Source organism: Cedecea sp. NFIX57 (genome assembly GCF_900177785.1).
Taxonomy (GTDB): Bacteria; Pseudomonadota; Gammaproteobacteria; order Enterobacterales; family Enterobacteriaceae; genus Cedecea; species Cedecea neteri_C.
On the sequence record NZ_FXAS01000014.1, the window covers coordinates 18,510 to 35,860 of the forward strand.

The 17,351-nt window shown below is 53.2% G+C and carries 23 protein-coding genes; 22 read left to right on the top strand and 1 reads right to left on the bottom strand.

The features are described from left to right. Positions 1-145: 145 nt before the first annotated feature. From lepA to acpS, 7 genes are all read left to right on the top strand, one after another. Complete coding sequence (gene lepA / locus B9Y90_RS13560) at positions 146-1,945, top strand: translation elongation factor 4 (protein ID WP_085541525.1); 1,800 nt, start codon at positions 146-148, stop codon at positions 1,943-1,945. A gap of 14 nt (positions 1,946-1,959) precedes the next feature. Next, the gene (gene lepB, locus B9Y90_RS13565; protein WP_039286770.1) at positions 1,960-2,934 is read left to right on the top strand and encodes a signal peptidase I; all 975 of its coding nucleotides are present in this window, start codon (positions 1,960-1,962) and stop codon (positions 2,932-2,934) included. Between the two features lie 172 nt (positions 2,935-3,106). Beyond that, a complete protein-coding gene (gene rnc / locus B9Y90_RS13570) occupies positions 3,107-3,787 on the top strand; it encodes a ribonuclease III (protein WP_008459505.1) in 681 nt (226 codons plus the stop codon). Beyond that, positions 3,784-4,692 carry a GTPase Era gene (gene era, locus B9Y90_RS13575; RefSeq protein WP_039286765.1) on the top strand — a complete coding sequence of 303 codons (909 nt, stop codon included), beginning with the start codon at positions 3,784-3,786 and terminating at the stop codon, positions 4,690-4,692. Before rnc ends, era begins: the two co-directional genes overlap by 4 nt. A gap of 5 nt (positions 4,693-4,697) precedes the next feature. Further along, entirely contained in the window at positions 4,698-5,435 is a 738-nt protein-coding gene (gene recO, locus B9Y90_RS13580; protein WP_039286760.1) for a DNA repair protein RecO, read from the top strand. Positions 5,436-5,509: 74 nt separating this feature from the next. Next, positions 5,510-6,241 carry a pyridoxine 5'-phosphate synthase gene (pdxJ, locus tag B9Y90_RS13585; RefSeq protein WP_085541526.1) on the top strand — a complete coding sequence of 244 codons (732 nt, stop codon included), beginning with the start codon at positions 5,510-5,512 and terminating at the stop codon, positions 6,239-6,241. Then, positions 6,241-6,621 carry a holo-ACP synthase gene (gene acpS, locus B9Y90_RS13590; protein WP_008459499.1) on the top strand — a complete coding sequence of 127 codons (381 nt, stop codon included), beginning with the start codon at positions 6,241-6,243 and terminating at the stop codon, positions 6,619-6,621. Before pdxJ ends, acpS begins: the two co-directional genes overlap by 1 nt. Here the strand turns inward: acpS and B9Y90_RS13595 are convergent. Next, the gene (locus tag B9Y90_RS13595) at positions 6,618-6,878 is read right to left on the bottom strand and encodes a YfhL family 4Fe-4S dicluster ferredoxin (protein ID WP_085541527.1); all 261 of its coding nucleotides are present in this window, start codon (positions 6,876-6,878) and stop codon (positions 6,618-6,620) included. The two genes, acpS and B9Y90_RS13595, sit on opposite strands and share 4 nt — an antisense overlap. 261 nt (positions 6,879-7,139) lie before the next feature. On the opposite strand from B9Y90_RS13595, the gene B9Y90_RS13600 reads away from it, so the two are divergent. The 15 genes from B9Y90_RS13600 to B9Y90_RS13670 all read left to right on the top strand — a co-directional run bounded on the left by B9Y90_RS13600 (position 7,140) and on the right by B9Y90_RS13670 (position 17,348). Further along, entirely contained in the window at positions 7,140-7,886 is a 747-nt protein-coding gene (locus B9Y90_RS13600) for a LexA family transcriptional regulator (RefSeq protein WP_085541528.1), read from the top strand. Positions 7,887-8,250: 364 nt separating this feature from the next. After that, the gene (locus tag B9Y90_RS13605; protein WP_085541529.1) at positions 8,251-8,586 is read left to right on the top strand and encodes an antitermination protein N; all 336 of its coding nucleotides are present in this window, start codon (positions 8,251-8,253) and stop codon (positions 8,584-8,586) included. A 57-nt stretch (positions 8,587-8,643) separates the two neighbouring features. Beyond that, positions 8,644-8,943 carry a hypothetical protein gene (locus tag B9Y90_RS13610; protein ID WP_008459490.1) on the top strand — a complete coding sequence of 100 codons (300 nt, stop codon included), beginning with the start codon at positions 8,644-8,646 and terminating at the stop codon, positions 8,941-8,943. Continuing rightward, the gene (locus B9Y90_RS13615; protein ID WP_085541530.1) at positions 8,943-9,434 is read left to right on the top strand and encodes a lysozyme; all 492 of its coding nucleotides are present in this window, start codon (positions 8,943-8,945) and stop codon (positions 9,432-9,434) included. The genes B9Y90_RS13610 and B9Y90_RS13615 overlap by 1 nt, the downstream gene beginning before the upstream one ends. After that, a complete protein-coding gene (locus B9Y90_RS13620; RefSeq protein WP_085541531.1) occupies positions 9,431-9,889 on the top strand; it encodes a lysis protein in 459 nt (152 codons plus the stop codon). Before B9Y90_RS13615 ends, B9Y90_RS13620 begins: the two co-directional genes overlap by 4 nt. 44 nt (positions 9,890-9,933) lie before the next feature. Further along, entirely contained in the window at positions 9,934-10,818 is an 885-nt protein-coding gene (locus B9Y90_RS13625; protein ID WP_176227867.1) for an esterase/lipase family protein, read from the top strand. Positions 10,819-10,862: 44 nt separating this feature from the next. Then, on the top strand, positions 10,863-11,402 hold the full coding sequence (locus tag B9Y90_RS13630; protein ID WP_085541533.1) for a phage neck terminator protein: 540 nt from the start codon (positions 10,863-10,865) through the stop codon (positions 11,400-11,402). A 3-nt stretch (positions 11,403-11,405) separates the two neighbouring features. Continuing rightward, positions 11,406-12,545, top strand: coding sequence for a DUF3383 domain-containing protein (locus tag B9Y90_RS13635; RefSeq protein ID WP_085541534.1), 1,140 nt, complete (start codon positions 11,406-11,408; stop codon positions 12,543-12,545). A 10-nt stretch (positions 12,546-12,555) separates the two neighbouring features. After that, positions 12,556-12,996: a phage structural protein gene (locus tag B9Y90_RS13640; protein WP_085541535.1), complete on the top strand. Its 441-nt coding sequence runs from the start codon at positions 12,556-12,558 to the stop codon at positions 12,994-12,996. Between the two features lie 3 nt (positions 12,997-12,999). Beyond that, complete coding sequence (locus B9Y90_RS13645) at positions 13,000-13,413, top strand: phage tail assembly chaperone (RefSeq protein ID WP_085541536.1); 414 nt, start codon at positions 13,000-13,002, stop codon at positions 13,411-13,413. Positions 13,414-13,526: 113 nt separating this feature from the next. Then, positions 13,527-13,601 (top strand): DUF6889 family protein, encoded by a 75-nt coding sequence (locus tag B9Y90_RS27665; RefSeq protein WP_441302654.1) that lies wholly within the window; start codon positions 13,527-13,529, stop codon positions 13,599-13,601. Then, positions 13,591-15,435 (top strand): phage tail tape measure protein, encoded by a 1,845-nt coding sequence (locus tag B9Y90_RS13655; protein WP_085541538.1) that lies wholly within the window; start codon positions 13,591-13,593, stop codon positions 15,433-15,435. Before B9Y90_RS27665 ends, B9Y90_RS13655 begins: the two co-directional genes overlap by 11 nt. Before the next feature lies 1 nt (position 15,436). Further along, a complete protein-coding gene (locus tag B9Y90_RS13660) occupies positions 15,437-16,018 on the top strand; it encodes a phage baseplate protein (protein ID WP_085541539.1) in 582 nt (193 codons plus the stop codon). 10 nt (positions 16,019-16,028) lie between these two features. Beyond that, positions 16,029-16,337, top strand: a complete 309-nt coding sequence (locus B9Y90_RS13665; protein ID WP_085541540.1) for a phage baseplate plug family protein — start codon at positions 16,029-16,031, stop codon at positions 16,335-16,337. A gap of 9 nt (positions 16,338-16,346) precedes the next feature. Then, a complete protein-coding gene (locus B9Y90_RS13670) occupies positions 16,347-17,348 on the top strand; it encodes a hypothetical protein (RefSeq protein ID WP_085541541.1) in 1,002 nt (333 codons plus the stop codon). Positions 17,349-17,351 lie beyond the last annotated feature (3 nt).

Below are 17,351 nucleotides of genomic sequence, written 5' to 3' on the forward strand. Positions count from 1 at the left end.
AGCTTGCAGGATGAGCAGTTTCCTCACTTTCTGGTTGTAGTGTAGAATGCGGCGTTTCAGGCAGAAGACAGTCTCTGACATCCTGCTCCGTACAGCGCGAAGCGCCGAGCTCACAGGCCATTTGTAAGGCATAAAACCTCTAACTATGAAGAACATACGTAACTTTTCTATTATTGCCCACATCGACCACGGTAAATCGACGCTGTCTGACCGTATCATCCAGATTTGCGGCGGCCTGTCCGACCGTGAAATGGCCGCGCAGGTCCTCGACTCCATGGATCTGGAACGCGAGCGTGGTATTACCATCAAAGCGCAGAGCGTCACCCTCGACTACAAAGCCAGCGACGGTGAAACTTACCAGCTGAACTTCATCGATACCCCAGGACACGTTGACTTCTCTTATGAAGTATCCCGCTCGCTTGCGGCCTGTGAAGGGGCGCTGCTGGTAGTGGATGCCGGGCAGGGCGTTGAGGCTCAAACCCTGGCGAACTGCTACACGGCGATGGAAATGGACCTGGAAGTGGTGCCGGTTCTGAACAAAATTGACCTGCCGGCGGCCGATCCTGAGCGCGTGGCGGAAGAAATTGAAGACATCGTGGGCATCGACGCTACCGACGCAGTGCGCTGCTCGGCGAAAACCGGCGTTGGCGTACCGGATGTATTAGAACGCCTGGTGCGTGATATCCCTGCGCCAGAAGGCGATCCAGACGCACCGCTACAGGCGCTGATCATCGACTCCTGGTTCGATAACTACCTGGGCGTTGTTTCCCTGATCCGCGTGAAAAACGGCACCTTGCGTAAAGGCGACAAAGTCAAAGTGATGAGTACCGGGCAGGTGTACAACGCCGATCGCCTGGGCATCTTTACGCCTAAGCAGATCGACCGTACCGAACTGAAGTGCGGCGAAGTAGGCTGGCTGGTTTGTGCAATCAAAGACATCCTGGGCGCGCCGGTAGGCGATACTCTGACGCTGGCACGTAACCCGGCGGACAAAGCGCTGCCTGGCTTCAAAAAAGTGAAGCCGCAGGTTTATGCCGGCCTGTTCCCGGTCAGCTCAGACGACTACGAAAACTTCCGTGATGCGCTAGGTAAGCTGAGCCTGAACGATGCCTCTCTGTTCTACGAGCCAGAAAGCTCAACGGCGCTGGGCTTCGGCTTCCGCTGTGGCTTCCTGGGTCTGCTGCACATGGAAATCATCCAGGAACGTCTGGAGCGTGAATACGATCTCGACCTGATCACCACCGCGCCAACCGTAGTTTACGAAGTGCAAACGACGAGCAAAGAAATTATCTACGTCGACAGCCCGTCTAAACTGCCGCCGCTTAACAACATTGAAGAGCTGCGCGAGCCGATTGCGGAATGTCACATGCTGCTGCCGCAGGAGTTCCTTGGCAATGTGATCACGCTGTGTATCGAAAAACGCGGCGTGCAAACCAACATGGTTTATCACGGCAACCAGGTTGCGCTGACCTATGAAATCCCAATGGCGGAAGTGGTGCTCGACTTCTTCGATCGCCTGAAGTCCACTTCTCGCGGCTATGCATCGCTGGATTACAATTTCAAACGTTTCCAGGCTTCCAACATGGTGCGCGTTGATGTACTGATAAATGGCGATCGTGTTGATGCGCTGGCGCTTATCACACACAACGACAACGCGCCTTACCGCGGCCGTGAGCTGGTGGAAAAAATGAAGGATCTGATCCCTCGCCAACAGTTCGACATCGCGATTCAGGCTGCCATTGGCAACCACATTATTGCGCGTTCGACGGTGAAACAGCTGCGTAAAAACGTTCTGGCTAAGTGCTACGGCGGTGACGTCAGCCGTAAGAAAAAGCTGCTGCAGAAACAGAAAGACGGTAAGAAACGCATGAAGCAGGTCGGTAACGTCGAGCTGCCTCAGGAAGCGTTCCTGGCCATTCTGCACGTCGGCAAAGACAGCAAATAATCTAAGGAGTTGGCATGGCGAATATGTTTGCTTTGATCCTCGTGGTAGCCACGCTGGTGACGGGCATTTTGTGGTGTCTGGACAAATTTATCTTTGCACCAAAACGTCGTGAAAAACAGGCGGCAGCGCAGGCTGCCACCGGTGATGCACTGGACAAAAAGACGCTGAAAAAAGTCGGCCCTAAACCGGGCTGGCTGGAAACCGGCGCGTCGGTGTTCCCGGTGCTGGCGATTGTGCTGGTGGTGCGCTCATTTATTTATGAGCCTTTCCAGATCCCTTCCGGTTCGATGATGCCAACGCTGTTAATCGGTGATTTTATTCTGGTAGAGAAGTTTGCCTACGGGATTAAAGATCCGATTTATCAGAAAACCTTAATTGAAACCGGGCACCCTAAACGCGGTGATATCGCGGTATTTAAATACCCTGAAGATCCGCGCCTGGATTATATTAAGCGCGTTGTTGGGCTGCCGGGCGACCGGGTAAGCTATGACCCGCAGTCAAAAGAAGTTACCGTGCAGCCTAATTGCAGTTCCGGCCAGGCCTGCGACAACGCGCTGCCAATCACGTATTCCAACGTGGAAGCCAGTGATTTTGTGCAGACGTTTGCCCGCCGTAACGGCAGTGAAGCCACCTCCGGTTTCTTCCAGTTGCCGAAAGATCAGACCCGTGAAGACGGTGTTCGCTTGAGCGAGCGTAAAGAAACGCTGGGTAGCGTCACCCATAACATTCTGACGGTGCCTATCGCTCAGGATCAGGTAGGAATGTACTACCAGCAGTCCGGTTTGCCGCTGGCGACATGGATTGTTCCGCCGGGTCACTATTTCATGATGGGTGATAACCGCGACAATAGCGCAGACAGCCGCTATTGGGGATTTGTGCCGGAGCAAAATCTGGTCGGTAAAGCGACAGCAATTTGGATGAGTTTCGAGAAACAAGAAGGTGAATGGCCAACGGGTGTTCGTTTAAGCCGGATTGGCGGCATTCATTAAACAATTAATCCCACAAACTAACGACATCCCCTGTCGTTGTGTATAGAATATTCCCGCCTTTAAAGATTGGCTCCCGAAAGGGAGCCACGGCACACGAAACAGCGTTGGTTTCCTTTTTTCAGGTCTGTTCCGTGTGCTGAATAGTTGACGCATTCATTAATTTTGGTATCGCATGAATCCCATCGTAATAAATAGGCTGCAGCGGAAGCTGGGCTACACTTTTCAACATCAGGATCTGTTGCAACAGGCATTAACCCATCGGAGTGCCAGCAGCAAACACAACGAGCGTCTTGAGTTTTTGGGTGACTCCATTCTCAGCTATGTCATCGCGAATGCGCTGTATCACCGTTTTCCTCGCGTAGATGAAGGCGACATGAGCCGCATGCGCGCGACGCTGGTGCGCGGCAATACGCTGGCAGAAATCGCCCGCGAGTTCGAACTGGGTGAGTGCCTGCGTCTTGGGCCGGGTGAACTGAAAAGTGGCGGCTTCCGTCGGGAGTCGATTCTTGCCGATACCGTGGAAGCGCTGATCGGTGGCGTCTTCCTCGACAGCGATATTCAGAACGTTGAGCGTCTGATTCTCTCCTGGTATCAGACCCGTCTCGACGAAATCAGCCCAGGCGACAAGCAAAAAGATCCGAAAACGCGTCTGCAGGAATACCTGCAGGGTCGCCATCTGCCGCTACCGTCGTATCTGGTGGTGCAGGTGCGTGGTGAAGCGCACGATCAAGAATTTACCATTCACTGTCAGGTGAGTGGCCTGCCTGAGCCTGTCGTAGGAACAGGTTCAAGCCGCCGTAAAGCGGAACAGGCTGCGGCTGAGCAGGCGCTGAAAAAGCTGGAGCTGGAATGAGCGAAGAAAAAACATATTGCGGCTTTGCGGCCATTGTAGGCCGCCCGAACGTCGGCAAATCCACGCTGCTGAATCAGCTGCTTGGGCAAAAAGTTTCGATTACCTCGCGTAAGGCGCAAACCACGCGTCACCGCATCATGGGCATCCATACCGAAGGGCCGTATCAGGCGATTTACGTCGATACCCCAGGGCTGCACATGGAAGAAAAACGCGCCATTAACCGCCTGATGAACCGCGCGGCGAGCAGCTCGATCGGTGACGTTGAGCTGGTTATATTCGTGGTCGAAGGCACCCGCTGGACGCCGGATGACGAAATGGTGCTGAACAAGCTGCGCGACAGCCGTGCGCCGGTAATCCTGGCCGTCAACAAAGTTGACAACGTTCAGGATAAAACCGTTCTGCTGCCTCACCTGCAGTTCCTCGGTAGCCAGATGAACTTCCTCGATATCGTGCCGATTTCGGCGGAAACCGGGATGAACGTTGATACCATCGCGGAAATCGTTCGTAAGCACCTGCCGGAAGCTACCCACCACTTCCCGGAAGAGTACATCACCGATCGCTCCCAGCGCTTTATGGCGTCTGAGATCATTCGTGAAAAGCTGATGCGCTTCCTGGGGGCCGAGCTGCCGTATTCCGTGACCGTGGAAATCGAGCAGTTCGTGACCAACGAACGCGGCGGCTACGACATCAACGGGCTGATCCTCGTTGAGCGCGAAGGGCAGAAGAAGATGGTGATTGGCAACAAAGGGGCCAAAATAAAAACTATCGGTATTGAAGCCCGTAAAGACATGGAAGAGATGTTCGAAGCCAAAGTTCACCTCGAACTTTGGGTGAAGGTGAAATCCGGCTGGGCCGATGACGAGCGTGCACTGCGCAGTCTCGGTTATACCGACGACCTGAGCTAAAACTAATGGAAGGCTGGCAACGGGCTTTTGTCCTGCATAGTCGCCCCTGGAGCGAAACCAGCCTTCTGCTCGACCTGTTTTCCGAAGAGTCCGGGCGCGTACGCCTGATTGCCAAAGGCGCGCGCTCTAAACGCTCAAATCTGAAAGGCGCTTTGCAGCCTTTTACCCCTCTGCTGGTTCGCTGGGGCGGCCGTGGCGAAGTCAAAACGCTGCGCAGCGCCGAAGCGGTTTCGCTGGCCCTTCCTTTAAGCGGTATCGCACTGTACAGCGGCCTGTACGTCAATGAACTGGTGGCTCGCGTCCTCGAGCAGGAAACTCGCTTCTCCGAACTGTTCTTCGATTATCTCCACTGCATTCAGGCCTTAGCCGGCGCTACGGGTACACCGGAGCCTGCGCTGCGTCGCTTTGAGCTGGCGCTGTTAGGGCACCTTGGCTATGGCGTGGACTTCCTGCACTGCGCCGGCAGCGGGGCGGGCGTCGATGACACCATGACTTACACCTATCGTGAAGAGAAAGGTTTTATTGCCAGCGTGGTGATTGGCCACAGCAGCTTTACTGGCCGCCAGCTCAGAGCGCTGGCCGAGCGCGAATTTCCCGATGCCGACACGCTCCGTGCCGCCAAGCGTTTCACGCGTATGGCCCTCAAGCCGTATCTCCAGGGGAAGCCCCTCAAAAGCCGCGAGCTGTTCCGCCAGTTTGTGCCTAAAAAAACACCACCTGAGCCTTCAGATAGCTCACAGTAATCACAGACCGTAGCCAGGCTTTCCCCGGCAGGTGTACACTGCCCGGCATCTGTCTGCGAACTCTGAGGATTGTCATGGCTGAATTACTGTTAGGCGTCAACATCGATCACATCGCTACCCTGCGTAACGCACGCGGCACGGCATACCCGGATCCGGTTCAGGCCGCGTTTATCGCGGAGCAGGCGGGTGCCGATGGCATTACCGTGCACCTGCGTGAAGATCGCCGCCATATCACCGACCGTGACGTTCGCGTTCTGCGTGAAACCCTCGATACCCGCATGAATCTGGAAATGGCCGTCACCGAAGAGATGATCGGTATTGCCTGCCAGACGAAACCGCATTTCTGCTGCCTGGTGCCGGAAAAACGCCAGGAAGTGACCACCGAAGGTGGCCTGGATGTTGCCGGTCAGCTGGATAAAATGCGTGATGCCTGCCAGCGCCTTGCCGATGCCGGTATTCTGGTTTCTCTGTTTATTGATGCCGACCATGCGCAGATTGACGCGGCGGTGGCCGTAGGTGCGCCTTACATTGAAATTCACACCGGCTGCTATGCGGACGCTGAAAACGAAGCGACCCTGGCCAAAGAGCTGGCACGTATTGCTGAAGCCGCGAGCTATGCTGCTGCTAAAGGGCTGAAGGTGAATGCTGGCCACGGTCTGACGTATCACAATGTTCAGGCCATCGCGCGGATCCCAGAAATGCACGAGCTGAACATCGGCCACGCGATTATCGGGCGTGCGGTAATGAGCGGTCTTAAAGAGGCCGTGGCTGAAATGAAACGCCTGATGCAGGAAGCGCGTCGCTAATGGCCATTCTCGGCCTCGGCACGGACATTGTGGAAATTGCGCGCATTGAGAGCGTAATTTCCCGTTCCGGTGACCGGCTGGCTAAGCGCGTATTGAGCCAAAACGAATGGGTGCTGTACCAGGCCCACCAGCAGCCAGTGCGTTTTCTGGCGAAGCGTTTTGCAGTGAAAGAAGCAGCAGCGAAAGCTTTTGGTACCGGGATCCGCAACGGGCTGGCGTTTAACCAGTTTGAAGTGTTTAACGACGCGCTGGGCAAGCCTCAACTGCGGTTTTGGGAAGAGGCGGAACGGCTGGCTGAAAAAATGGGCGTCCGCTCAGTGCACGTTACCCTGGCGGATGAACGCCATTACGCCTGTGCGACGGTGATTATCGAAAGCTAAAGTTTATCCGCATGGTGGAGCAGCACGAATTTATCCCACAGCTGCTCTTCATTCTCAATGTGCGCCGGGTCGTGAATTATCGTGTTGGGGATCGGGCAAACTTTCTGGCAGGTCGGAGTCTCGTAATGGCCAACGCATTCCGTGCAGCGGTCGGTATCGATCTGGTAGATAGCATCTCCCATGGAGATCGCCTGATTCGGGCACTCCGGCTCGCACATATCGCAGTTGATGCACTTCTTCGTAATTAATAACGCCATTTAAACCTGTTACCAGCCCCATCGTACTAAAAGATATATTCATATTTCGCGCTCAAAACATTGCAAAAGACTGTATATTTAACCAGTATTAAATCTGATTAAAGATAATGGCTAAGGCAGGGACATTTCGATGGCGCGCACTTTACCACAAAAGCAGATCATCCCCAATGATACTGCGCCTTTAAGTTTTGTGCTTTGTGTACTTTCAGTACGTGTTATCATTGAACTATTGGTCAGGATAAATACGGTAGGATCGTACTTATGGTACAGAGAGAACAACTGCGCGAAGCCTTTTCCCGCAGGCTGGCGCTGGCCTGCAGCGAAGCAAACCTCGATGAGTTCGGGCGCGGTATGGCGATAGCGCGCGCGCTGGGCGTTTCCTCCAAGGCCGTCAGTAAGTGGCTTAACGCTGAAGCTATCCCCCGGCAGGATAAAATGTACGAACTGGCAGCATTTCTCCAGGCGGATGCGCTCTGGCTTCAGCACGGCAGCGAAACGGGTTATCAAAGCGAAGGGCGCGAAAGCCAGGGCAGTCATGAAGAGGCGGCCATTTATCCTTTCCAGCCACGCGAAGAGCAGGGTTTTCGTATCGACGTGCTGGACATTGAGGCCAGCGCGGGGCCCGGGCGGCTGGTCTCCAGCGAAGTTACCGAAACCATTAACCACATTGTTTACGACAGCCAGGAAGCGCTGGAACTGTTCGGCCATCGTCCGGCTTCAACAATAAAAGTCATTACCGTCACCGGCGACAGCATGTCCGGCACCATTGAACTGGGCGACTACATCTTTGTGGATATCGGCAAAGATTATTTCGACGGGGACGGCATCTACGTGTTCCTCTATAAGGGGCAACTGCTGGTGAAGCGCCTGCAGATGACTCACGACTGCCTGCTGGTCCGCTCGGACAACCCGAAGTACGCCGACTGGCGCATCAGCGAGGAGAACGAACAGCATCTCAAAATCATTGGTCGGGTGATGTACAGCCATTCCATTCGCCGCCACGCCTGAGATAACTCCTCCCTCGAGCTGCAGCCGTGTTGGCTGCACTCTCCAGCCCCAGTGACTTACCCAGGTAAGCTCCTGAGGCTGGCTCTCTTACCGCCTTGCTGCAACCCGACTGCTAACTGATATAAAAATAATGTTATAAATCAATGATTAATAATTGACGTGGCTTTTTTTTAGATATTTCGTACTTTTGGTTCTTGACGTAATCGTACTATTGGTTCAATATCAATTCATCGGCAGGACGCACCGACTCACAAGGCAAGTGAACGCTCCTTAACATCAGGCCCTGAAAAAGGGCACATACACCAAAGCAAGAAGCTTTGGGATATCAGAGAGATATCACCAAAGTTGATTGACAGGAGGTTGTATGGACGCACAGGCACGTCGCCGCCAGCGCCGGGAAGCTAAGCAGGCCGTCTGGAAAGCGGCCAACCCGCTGTTAGTCGGGGTAAGAGCAAAACCTGACGCACGGCTTGTTCTCTCGCTAGCCCGTAAACCCGGGCATCGCCCCGACAAGGCGCTGGAGGTCATTAACATCTATGGCCTGCAAATCATCCAGCAGGCAGAACATCATCAGCGACTGCGCCAGACGTTAGACGCCAGGCAAAAAAGCGTTTATCAGGCCGCACCTCGCAACGAATCCGGCTTACCGGAAGCCGCTGGCAAGCAAACCCGACGCGGAAAACCGATTCCGCTGATTTAACGCTATACCGCTTCTTTACCCCAACGGCAGTTCGACTCCTCAACCGAAGGTTCTTCCATGAACGACCAACCCGCAAATCTGGTCACGCAGTCTTTTGCGTGGCTGGCGGCGCTTGCCGCCGGTCTGGGTATCACGACACAGGATATGGTCTACATGATATTCGGGCTGCTAAGCGTACTGATTTCACTGGCTTCCTGGCTGGGCGGCAGGCTGGATGCCCACCGCCAGCATCTCGAAGACCAAAAACGCACCCGCATCCTCCAGACGCTGGTGGATGACTTACAAACCCTAAACCGAGCCGAGCAGATTGAGATTATCAGGGCAGTCAGCGAGGTACTGAAAAAGGCAGGTAACTGATGGCTCTTTCTCCCGGACTCAGAAAAACATTACTCGGATTGTCAGGGGCGGGCGCTCTGACGATTGCAGGCTCGCTCCTGCCCGAGCTGGAAGGCGTGAGCTACACGCCCTATTACGATGTCGCCGGGGTGCTGACCGTGTGTTACGGCCATACCGGTAAAGACATTATTCCCGATAAAACTTACACCCTGTCTGAGTGCAGGCGCTGGCTCGATCAGGATCTCCGCCCTGCGGCTCAGGTGGTCTCAAGGGCGGTAACCGTCCCGGTGAGTGAGTACCAACGAGCCGCGTTGATCAGCTTTACCTACAACGTAGGCACGGCCGCATTTTTACGCTCCTCGGTGCTAAGAACGTTAAATGCCGGTGATTACGAGCAGGCCTGCGCTGGCCTGAAAAAATGGATTTGGGCGGGCGGGAAACAATGGCAGGGGCTGATCAACCGCCGCGAGGTGGAATACCAGCTTTGTACCTGGCCGGGGCAGGAAAAATGAAGCCGCTGACCTCACTTACGCTGGCAGCCTTTGCGCTGCTTATTGTCACCAGCTGGTGGTTTCACCAACAGTATACCGTGCAAAAACAAAGGGCTGAGTCAGCCCTACAGCAGCTGACTCAGCAAAAAAACGAGTTGCAAAACCTTGTCCGGCGCCAGCAGGCAATAGCCGATCTGGATGCCCATTATAGCGAGGAGTTAACCCATGCCCGGCTCACCATTGAAAATCTGCAGCGTGATGTGGCTGCTGGCACTCAGCGGCTGCGCGTCAATGCCACCTGCAAAGCCGTGTCTGGCGCCACCACCTCCTCCAGGCTGGATGATGCTGCCACCCCCGGACTTACTGACGCCGCTCAACGGGATTATTTCCGTCTCCGGGAGCGCATTGAAACGAGCAACAAGCAGCTAGCGGGGCTGCAGGAATACATCCGCAACCAGTGCCTTATTACCCCCTGAAGCCTCGCTAAGCGAGGCTTTTTTATTCCCACGTCAAAGAGGTCATTCCTATGTCTGCATCCCTGAAGTACCCGATTGTTCTGGTCCACGGTCTGTTCGGTTTCGACAAAATTGGCGGGATCTATCCCTACTTCTACGGCATCAAAGAGGCGCTGGAGAAAGCCGGGGCGAAGGTCTACATCGCCACGATCTCTGCGCTGAACAGCAATGAAATGCGCGGCGAGCAACTGCTGGAGTTTGTGCGTAAAGTCCTGGCCGAAACCGGTGCGGCAAAAGTTAACCTGATTGGCCATAGCCAGGGGCCTTTGGCCTGTCGTTACGCTGCCGCGACCCATCCTGAACTTATCGCCTCGGTCACTTCCGTGAACGGGGTTAACCACGGCTCCGAAGTGGCAGACCTTGTTCGTCTGGCGCTGAAGCCCGGCCGCCTGCCAGAGTCTATCGCCAATGCGGCCCTGTCGGCCTTCGGGCAGCTGCTTTCCGCTTTGGCCGGTGCGCCTCGTCTGCCTCAATCCGGCGTGGATGCTCTGGATGCGTTGACCAGCGAAGGTGTGGCCGCCTTTAACAAGAAGTATCCACAGGGGTTGCCTTCGCAATGGGGGGGCCACGGTAAAGAGCTGGATAACGGCGTCTACTACTACTCGTGGAGCGGGATTATCGACTACAACCCACTGAATCAGGGGGCGAACAACCTCGATCCGCTGCACGTGGCGATGCTGGCGTTTTCCATCCTGTTTACCAACGAGCGCTTCCAGAACGATGGCCTGGTGGGTCGCTACAGCAGCCACCTGGGCAAGGTGATTGGCTCCGACTATTCGATGGATCACGTCGATGCCATTAACCAGCTTGCTGGCGTGGTGGCCAGTAATAGCGACCCGGTAAAGCTGTACGTCGATCACATTGCCCGGCTGCAGGCCAAAGGGCTGTAAGCCTTATCTGACCGCCTTCGGGCGGTTTTTCTTTGGAGAAATCAATGAATGACACCACGCGTCCGGGCTTTCTGACACCGCTGGGCGTTTCGCCACATTATGACGATGCGCTTGATGCGGACCTTACTGGCTGGATAGTCGGCGTATCGGGGCTGCCGCCGGAAATGGTGATGGCGAAGTGGAGCGATCCGCCGCCGGCCACGCCTGAGGCCGGTATTACCTGGTGTGACTTTTTTACCAACGTGAAGCAGGCGGAAGCGTCTTTCTTCCACTCGCAGGACAGCGATCAAAGTGTACTTCAAAGCACCGAGTCCGTTGACGTGACCTGTGGCTTTTATGGCCCCGGCGCTCAGGCTGTTGCCGCGCTTTTTCGTGATGGTTTGAACGTACCGCAAAACAACGCCGAGCTTAACCGACTGGGTCTGACGTTTTTGCAGTGCGGCGACATTACGCCGGACCCTGAATTTATCAATAACCAGTGGCTACGCCGCTACACCCTCACCGTGGCGCTAAAGCGCAGTATTGCCCGGCGCTACGGTATTCGTTCCATCCTTTCATCCGCAGTAAAAATCATTGGAGAGTAAGCTATGTCACAGGGTTTACCTGTATCTAACATTGTCAGCGTGACAGTGAATATGGCGCCGCGTGCGGCGCAGTCCCGTAACTATGGTGCGCTGCTGGTCGTAGGCGCGAGCAACGTTATTGACGCCAAAGAGCGTATGCGTGCTTATTCCAGCCTGAGCGGCGTGGCCGCCGACTTTGGTCTGGAAGCGCCGGAGTACAAAGCCGCCAGCCTCTACTACCAGCAGTCCCCGCAGCCCGCCGACCTGTATATCGGGCGCTGGGTAAAAGAAGGCAGCGAGGGCAAAGCCGGTGAAACCATCGCCGAATGCGTCTCCGCGCTGAGTGCACACTCGACCGACTGGTATGGTCTGGTGATTGCAGACGACACCCTTACCGATGAAGCCGTGCTGGCCGTGGCGGCAGTCATTGAAGGCGACGGTGTCTCTCGTATCTTTGGCCACACGTCTGCCAGCGCGAAAGTGCTGGATGCCAACGACAGCACCGATGTCTTCAGCAAGCTGAAAGCGGCTAAGTTCGCTCGCACTTTTGGTCAGTACTCCAGCGCCACGCCGTTTGCGGCCGCCTCCCTGTTTGGCCGCGCGTTTACCGTTAACTTCAACGGCAATAACACCACCATTACCCTGAAATTCAAGCAGGAGCCGGGTATTGCCGCAGAAACGCTGACCCAAACGCAAATCAACGCCCTGTCCGCGAAAAACGCCAACGTCTTTGTGAATTACAACAACGACACCGCCATTATTCAGGAAGGCGTGATGAGCAACGGCAGCTTCATCGATGAGCGCCATGGCCTGGACTGGCTGCAAAACTATGTGCAGACCAACCTCTATAACCTGCTTTACACCAGCACCACCAAAATCCCGCAAACCGATGCCGGTGTTACCCGTTTGCTGAGCAACGTTGAGCATTCCATGGCGCAGGCGGTCACCAATGGTCTGGTCGCACCGGGTGTCTGGAATGGCGCCGATATTGGCCAACTGGCCTCCGGCGACACGCTGACCAAAGGCTACTACGTTTACGCCCCAGCTGTAGCGACTCAGGCGCAGTCAGACCGCGAAGCGCGGAAAGCGCCGGTGATTCAGGTGGCCTGCAAACTGGCGGGTGCCGTGCACTTCGCCGACGTCGAAATCAATGTTGTTCGTTAAGGAGATTTAAATGGGTACTTATTCTTTTATGGATGTGACGGCCTCCCTCGTGGGGCCAACCGGCGTGATTGATTTGGGCGCGGGCAGCGCGAACGGTGATGCCGGGATCAAAGTGGAAATGGCTGGCACAAAAAACACGATGACCGTCGGCATTGACGGTGAGGTGATGCATAACCTCTCTCCGGCGAAAAACGGTTCCATCACCGTGACGTTGATGAAGACCTCCCCGGTAAACAAAAAGCTGATGCTGGCTTACAACGCCCAAACGCTCTCCTCGGCATTGTGGGGTAAAAACACGATTGTCGTGCGCAATACGTCCTCTGGCGATCTGGTCACCGCTCGTGACGTGGCATTTTCACAGCTACCGGCCAATGCTAACGGCAAAGAGGCGGGCACCATGGACTGGAAGTTTGACTGCGGCAAAATCGATCAACTGCTCGGGGAGTTCTAAGCCATGGAAATTACCCTGAAAGCGGTGAACTACCGCATCGGCAAGCTCGGCGTTTTCGAGCAGCTTAGCGTTGCTCGTAAGTTGCTGCCGGTTCTGGCGGGCGTTGTGGGTGATTTTCGCAGCTTACAGGGTAAGGAGGGCGGAAACGCCCTCGAAACCGTGCTGCCAAAAATTGCTCGCACCCTTGCCGACCTCAGCGATGAGGACTGCAACACCATTTTGTACCCTTGCCTCTCGGTCGTGACGCGCGAACACATGAAGGGCTGGGTGCCGGTCTTTAGTCAGGGGGCATTGTCTTTTGACGATATCGACCTGATGACGCTGTTGCAACTGGTGGCCCGGGTGGTGGCCGACTCGCTGGGAAATTTTTTGCAAGAACTCCCCGGGAACGAAAAACCGGCTCCGTCGGCGGCCTGAGGCTGGAGACGCTGCCGGGCGGGGAAGATTACATTCTTCGCCCGGCGGAGGTCTTCGGCCTCAGCTGGCCGGATCTGAAAAGCGGCGCGGTGGATCTTTACGACATTGCGCTGATGAATGATTACCTTGAGATGCAGGCCGATAATAAGGCCTGTATCACACGCTGGAGAGAGGAAAATGAGCGCTAGCACACAGCTTGTTCCTTACGTCCCGATCCCAGATTTTTTTTATCAAGAAGACCTTAGCCCGCGAATCAACGCGGCTTTTGGGGAACTGGATAAAACGCTGAAAAAGGGAAAAGAAGAGGCGGCAAAAGTTGATTTTGAAAAACTGGCTAAAAGTTTCGAAAACTTCAGTAATCAGGTGCTGTCTCCGCTAACTAAAGCGGGATCCTGGTTTGAAAAGCGGCTGTCTGGCATCGAGAAGGATGCACAGGCAGCTCAATCTCTGAACGCCGATTTAGAGGCTTACAAGGCACTGCAATACGGTGCCAGTCAGTCAGGGGCGGATATTGGTGCGCTGCAAAAGTCGATTAAAAGCGTCAGTGAGTATGTGAACGGTGACTCTCTGCACGAGAGCCTGTTGAAAAGTCTCGGCGTAAAAACGCATGATGACGCTGGCTTAAAGCGGGATAACGCCGATATTTTTACGCAGGTTGCCCGTTCTTTGGGCGCAGTGAACAGAGACAGCGCCGATTTCTATGCATTGAATCTGGGGATTGATGACGACACGCTGCATGCAATGCAGCGTGGATTAGGTCAGTTTGCCGAAGAGTATCAGGAGGTGTCCCTCCGCATAGGCGGAAGCGCAGAACAAAGCGCCGACCAGTCTGAAAAATTTATGCAGTCCTGGCGTAAAGCGGACTCCGTGTTTGATTTGTTAGTAGCAAAATCAGGCGGCGATCTGGCCGAGAAACTGGCTGAGCCCGTCGAGAGACTGGCCGAAAAAATGCTGGTTAAAGCGCCACAAATTGAACGCGTGTTGGACAAAGTTGGCGCCGTCGTTGAACAGTTTGCTGACATTTTCGTTGATGCACTGAGCGGCACCATCGACTGGGTTACCGACGTGATGGCCTGGTGGGATCGCCTTGACGAAGGTTCTCAGGGGCTAATCGGTGGTTTAGCGGGGCTAACCGCGGCCTGGCTGGTTCTGAACAGCGCATTTCTCGCTTCCCCTGTCGGGATTATCCTCTCGCTGGCGGCGGCCATTGGCCTGCTTTATAACGACTACCAGAAATGGAAAGCTGGGGAAGAGAGCTTTATTGACTGGGGAGAGTGGGGACCGGTTATTGAAAATGTCGTAGGAGGTTTCCGTTTAATCGGTCAGGTAATTAAAGTCGCTGTTTCGGCGGTTGGCGGCTGGGAAACCGTATTTCGTTCCCTGGCAACCTATACAGCTATTTCTTGGGCAACAAAGATGATTACCGCCATCGGAACCGTTATTCAAGCCTTGAGGCAACTAATGGGAATATCAGCCAAAGCGGTTCCCAGAAGCATAATAGGGAGATTAGGTGGAGTTGGAGCAGCTGCTGTCATGCTGGAACCTATTATTGATAAAGGATTAAATTCAGCCTTTGGCAGTTACGATTATTTTCAACGTATTCGCACTGCACCTACCTTTAAAGATTTAGGTTTGGCATTGTTTGGTAAAGGCGATGCTCATTGGCAGGATGGTAAATGGGTTGATAACAGATTAAATAATGATGATGCAAGAGGTGAGAAAAAATCATCTGTGGATTTAGGTTCTTATAAATCTTCTTCTTTGTTAAATAATCTGAGTCATCCAGGTATTGAGTCTCTTTTATTAAGCGGATATGGAAATGATCCGGGTTGGCGCTATGCTACACCAAGTGAACTTGGGGGTAATAATGTCAGTAATGTGAGTTCGCCTATTATAAATCACAAAGTTGATATTGTGGTAAATGGTGCTGGTGACCCGGCTTCGGTGGCAAGTGAAATTGCACTTCGCCAAACGAGTGCTTATTCATTAGTCACGCAGATGAATATGGTTGGAGTGACATAATATGAATATTACTTCAGCATTACTTTGGGCTAAATCTCTTGGCTCAGCCTTTCTTGCACAACAAGTTATTCTTGATGAAAGCCATTCCGATTCTATTGAAATTGCTTCTCATCCCGTTGAAATGGGAGCCAATATCAGCGATCACTTTTGGCGGAAACCCAGCGAGCTCACTATGAATTGTGTTTTCTCCGGCGGAGGATGGCTTGACTTTAGCAATATCAAAGAGCCAGGGTTTCACTGGGATGGGACGCAGCAAAATATTTATAAAAATCTTTTGCAACTACAAAATCAAGGTGAGCCAATCTCGGTGATTACCAGTAAACGCAGCTATCAGAATATGCTGCTTAAGCAAATTGGTGTTACTGTGAATAAGGAAACCAGTAATATTCTTAAATGCTCCCTGACGTTTGCTGAAGTCATTATTTCTTACACTGAGGCATTGCCTGCAGCGCCTAAAGCAAATATGAGAGAGGGAATTTCTACATCTGCTGTCGCCAGTGGTGGGACTAAAACTACCATGCCAGCGGGTGAGGCTCATATCAACGTCTTGCCGCTGCCTGGCGCAAGAACGTCTGTACGTTAAGGATAGGACCATGTCTATAGAGGAAATTCCACTCACCGCGGAGAACCAACTCTTCACTATTCAGCTTGGCGGGCAAAAACTCCGTTTGAGGCTTATTTTTCGGGATTCTGGTGGTTGGATTCTGGACTTGCTTAACCTGAATGATACGCCCCTTGTTACTGGTATTCCGTTGGTACAGGGCGCTGATTTGCTGGAATCTCACAGCGGGTTAGGTTTTTCTGGCGGTTTATGGGTTGTATCAGACGATGAGGCCCATGAATATCCAACGAAAGCTAACCTCGGCACACTCAGTCATCTTTATTTTGTCAGTCGGTATTAAGGGGGCGATATGAGCCGGAACTGGTCACGCCACCTGGAACTTCAGCTGGTGGATAACAATGACAAGGGAATATCTCTTTCCGGGTTTAAAGTTACATTTAAAATTTCCTGGCAAAGTGGCGCGAACCCAAAAGTTGCCGAGATTAAAATTTATAATCTCAGTGAGTCTACGTCAAAAAGAATCACCGGGCCTGAATTTACCCGGATTCGTATCTTCGCTGGTTATGGTCGAAGTGTTTATGATGAGTCTGAAGTTGGTACGGTAAAACCTGTAATAGTTGGTGCCAGGTCCAACGAAACTAATGTTGGATTATTATTTGGCGGCGATATTCGTCTAACCGTCACCGGGCGAGAAACATCGCCAGATAATTGGCTGGTGATTCAGGCCATTGACGGGCATGAAGTCATTTCTTCTGCAGTATTAAGTGCCACGCTTGCGAAAGGGTATACCGCGGAAGATATGTATGACCTGATTGGCAATGCATTAAAACCTTACGGTGTCGTTAGTGGTAATAGACCCATATTCCCTATTACAGAATTTCCTCGAGGATATACATTTCACGGTAAAGTTAGTGCCTATCTGGACAGGCTGGCAAGTTTATGCGGCGCTGAGTGGCAGATATTGAATGACAGGTTAGATCTCTACACGCCAGATCAAATATCTCATGAGCCAATTAATATTAGTAGCCGTAGTGGTGTCATTGGCATGCCACAACAAACATCTGGGAATGAGTTTTCGCTGAAATGTCTTATTAATCCAGATATTCAGGTTTATGGGTTAATTAAGCTGGAAAATAACTGGCCTTATCCGGTCGTGCCTGAACTAGGTACGACAGCTGCATCGGCCAATGCTCAAAGGGCCAACGGTGGAATATATAAAGTGTATGGCATCGTTTACAAAGGCGATTCCCGAGGGCTGGAATGGTACATGGATATTATGTGTCGCCCATTAAATAGCCAACACCCGAGTGATGAAAATGTAAATAAATGGTCCACAGAAAAAATGAAATAAGAG

Excerpts from the sequence above, each read along its gene's own strand:
- pdxJ (WP_085541526.1), top strand. The coding sequence starts at position 5,510 with ATGGCTGAATTACTGTTAGGCGTCAACATCGATCACATCGCTACCCTG.
- B9Y90_RS13665 (WP_085541540.1), top strand. The coding sequence starts at position 16,029 with ATGTCTATAGAGGAAATTCCACTCACCGCGGAGAACCAACTCTTCACT.
- acpS (WP_008459499.1), top strand. The coding sequence starts at position 6,241 with ATGGCCATTCTCGGCCTCGGCACGGACATTGTGGAAATTGCGCGCATT.
- B9Y90_RS13640 (WP_085541535.1), top strand. The coding sequence starts at position 12,556 with ATGGGTACTTATTCTTTTATGGATGTGACGGCCTCCCTCGTGGGGCCA.
- lepB (WP_039286770.1), top strand. The coding sequence starts at position 1,960 with ATGGCGAATATGTTTGCTTTGATCCTCGTGGTAGCCACGCTGGTGACG.
- era (WP_039286765.1), top strand. The coding sequence starts at position 3,784 with ATGAGCGAAGAAAAAACATATTGCGGCTTTGCGGCCATTGTAGGCCGC.
- B9Y90_RS13600 (WP_085541528.1), top strand. The coding sequence starts at position 7,140 with ATGGTACAGAGAGAACAACTGCGCGAAGCCTTTTCCCGCAGGCTGGCG.
- lepA (WP_085541525.1), top strand. The coding sequence starts at position 146 with ATGAAGAACATACGTAACTTTTCTATTATTGCCCACATCGACCACGGT.
- B9Y90_RS13660 (WP_085541539.1), top strand. The coding sequence starts at position 15,437 with ATGAATATTACTTCAGCATTACTTTGGGCTAAATCTCTTGGCTCAGCC.
- B9Y90_RS13615 (WP_085541530.1), top strand. The coding sequence starts at position 8,943 with ATGGCTCTTTCTCCCGGACTCAGAAAAACATTACTCGGATTGTCAGGG.
- B9Y90_RS13630 (WP_085541533.1), top strand. The coding sequence starts at position 10,863 with ATGAATGACACCACGCGTCCGGGCTTTCTGACACCGCTGGGCGTTTCG.
- B9Y90_RS13670 (WP_085541541.1), top strand. The coding sequence starts at position 16,347 with ATGAGCCGGAACTGGTCACGCCACCTGGAACTTCAGCTGGTGGATAAC.
- B9Y90_RS13595 (WP_085541527.1), bottom strand. The coding sequence starts at position 6,878 with ATGGCGTTATTAATTACGAAGAAGTGCATCAACTGCGATATGTGCGAG.
- B9Y90_RS13620 (WP_085541531.1), top strand. The coding sequence starts at position 9,431 with ATGAAGCCGCTGACCTCACTTACGCTGGCAGCCTTTGCGCTGCTTATT.
- B9Y90_RS13605 (WP_085541529.1), top strand. The coding sequence starts at position 8,251 with ATGGACGCACAGGCACGTCGCCGCCAGCGCCGGGAAGCTAAGCAGGCC.
- B9Y90_RS13655 (WP_085541538.1), top strand. The coding sequence starts at position 13,591 with ATGAGCGCTAGCACACAGCTTGTTCCTTACGTCCCGATCCCAGATTTT.
- rnc (WP_008459505.1), top strand. The coding sequence starts at position 3,107 with ATGAATCCCATCGTAATAAATAGGCTGCAGCGGAAGCTGGGCTACACT.
- B9Y90_RS13610 (WP_008459490.1), top strand. The coding sequence starts at position 8,644 with ATGAACGACCAACCCGCAAATCTGGTCACGCAGTCTTTTGCGTGGCTG.
- recO (WP_039286760.1), top strand. The coding sequence starts at position 4,698 with ATGGAAGGCTGGCAACGGGCTTTTGTCCTGCATAGTCGCCCCTGGAGC.
- B9Y90_RS13635 (WP_085541534.1), top strand. The coding sequence starts at position 11,406 with ATGTCACAGGGTTTACCTGTATCTAACATTGTCAGCGTGACAGTGAAT.
- B9Y90_RS13645 (WP_085541536.1), top strand. The coding sequence starts at position 13,000 with ATGGAAATTACCCTGAAAGCGGTGAACTACCGCATCGGCAAGCTCGGC.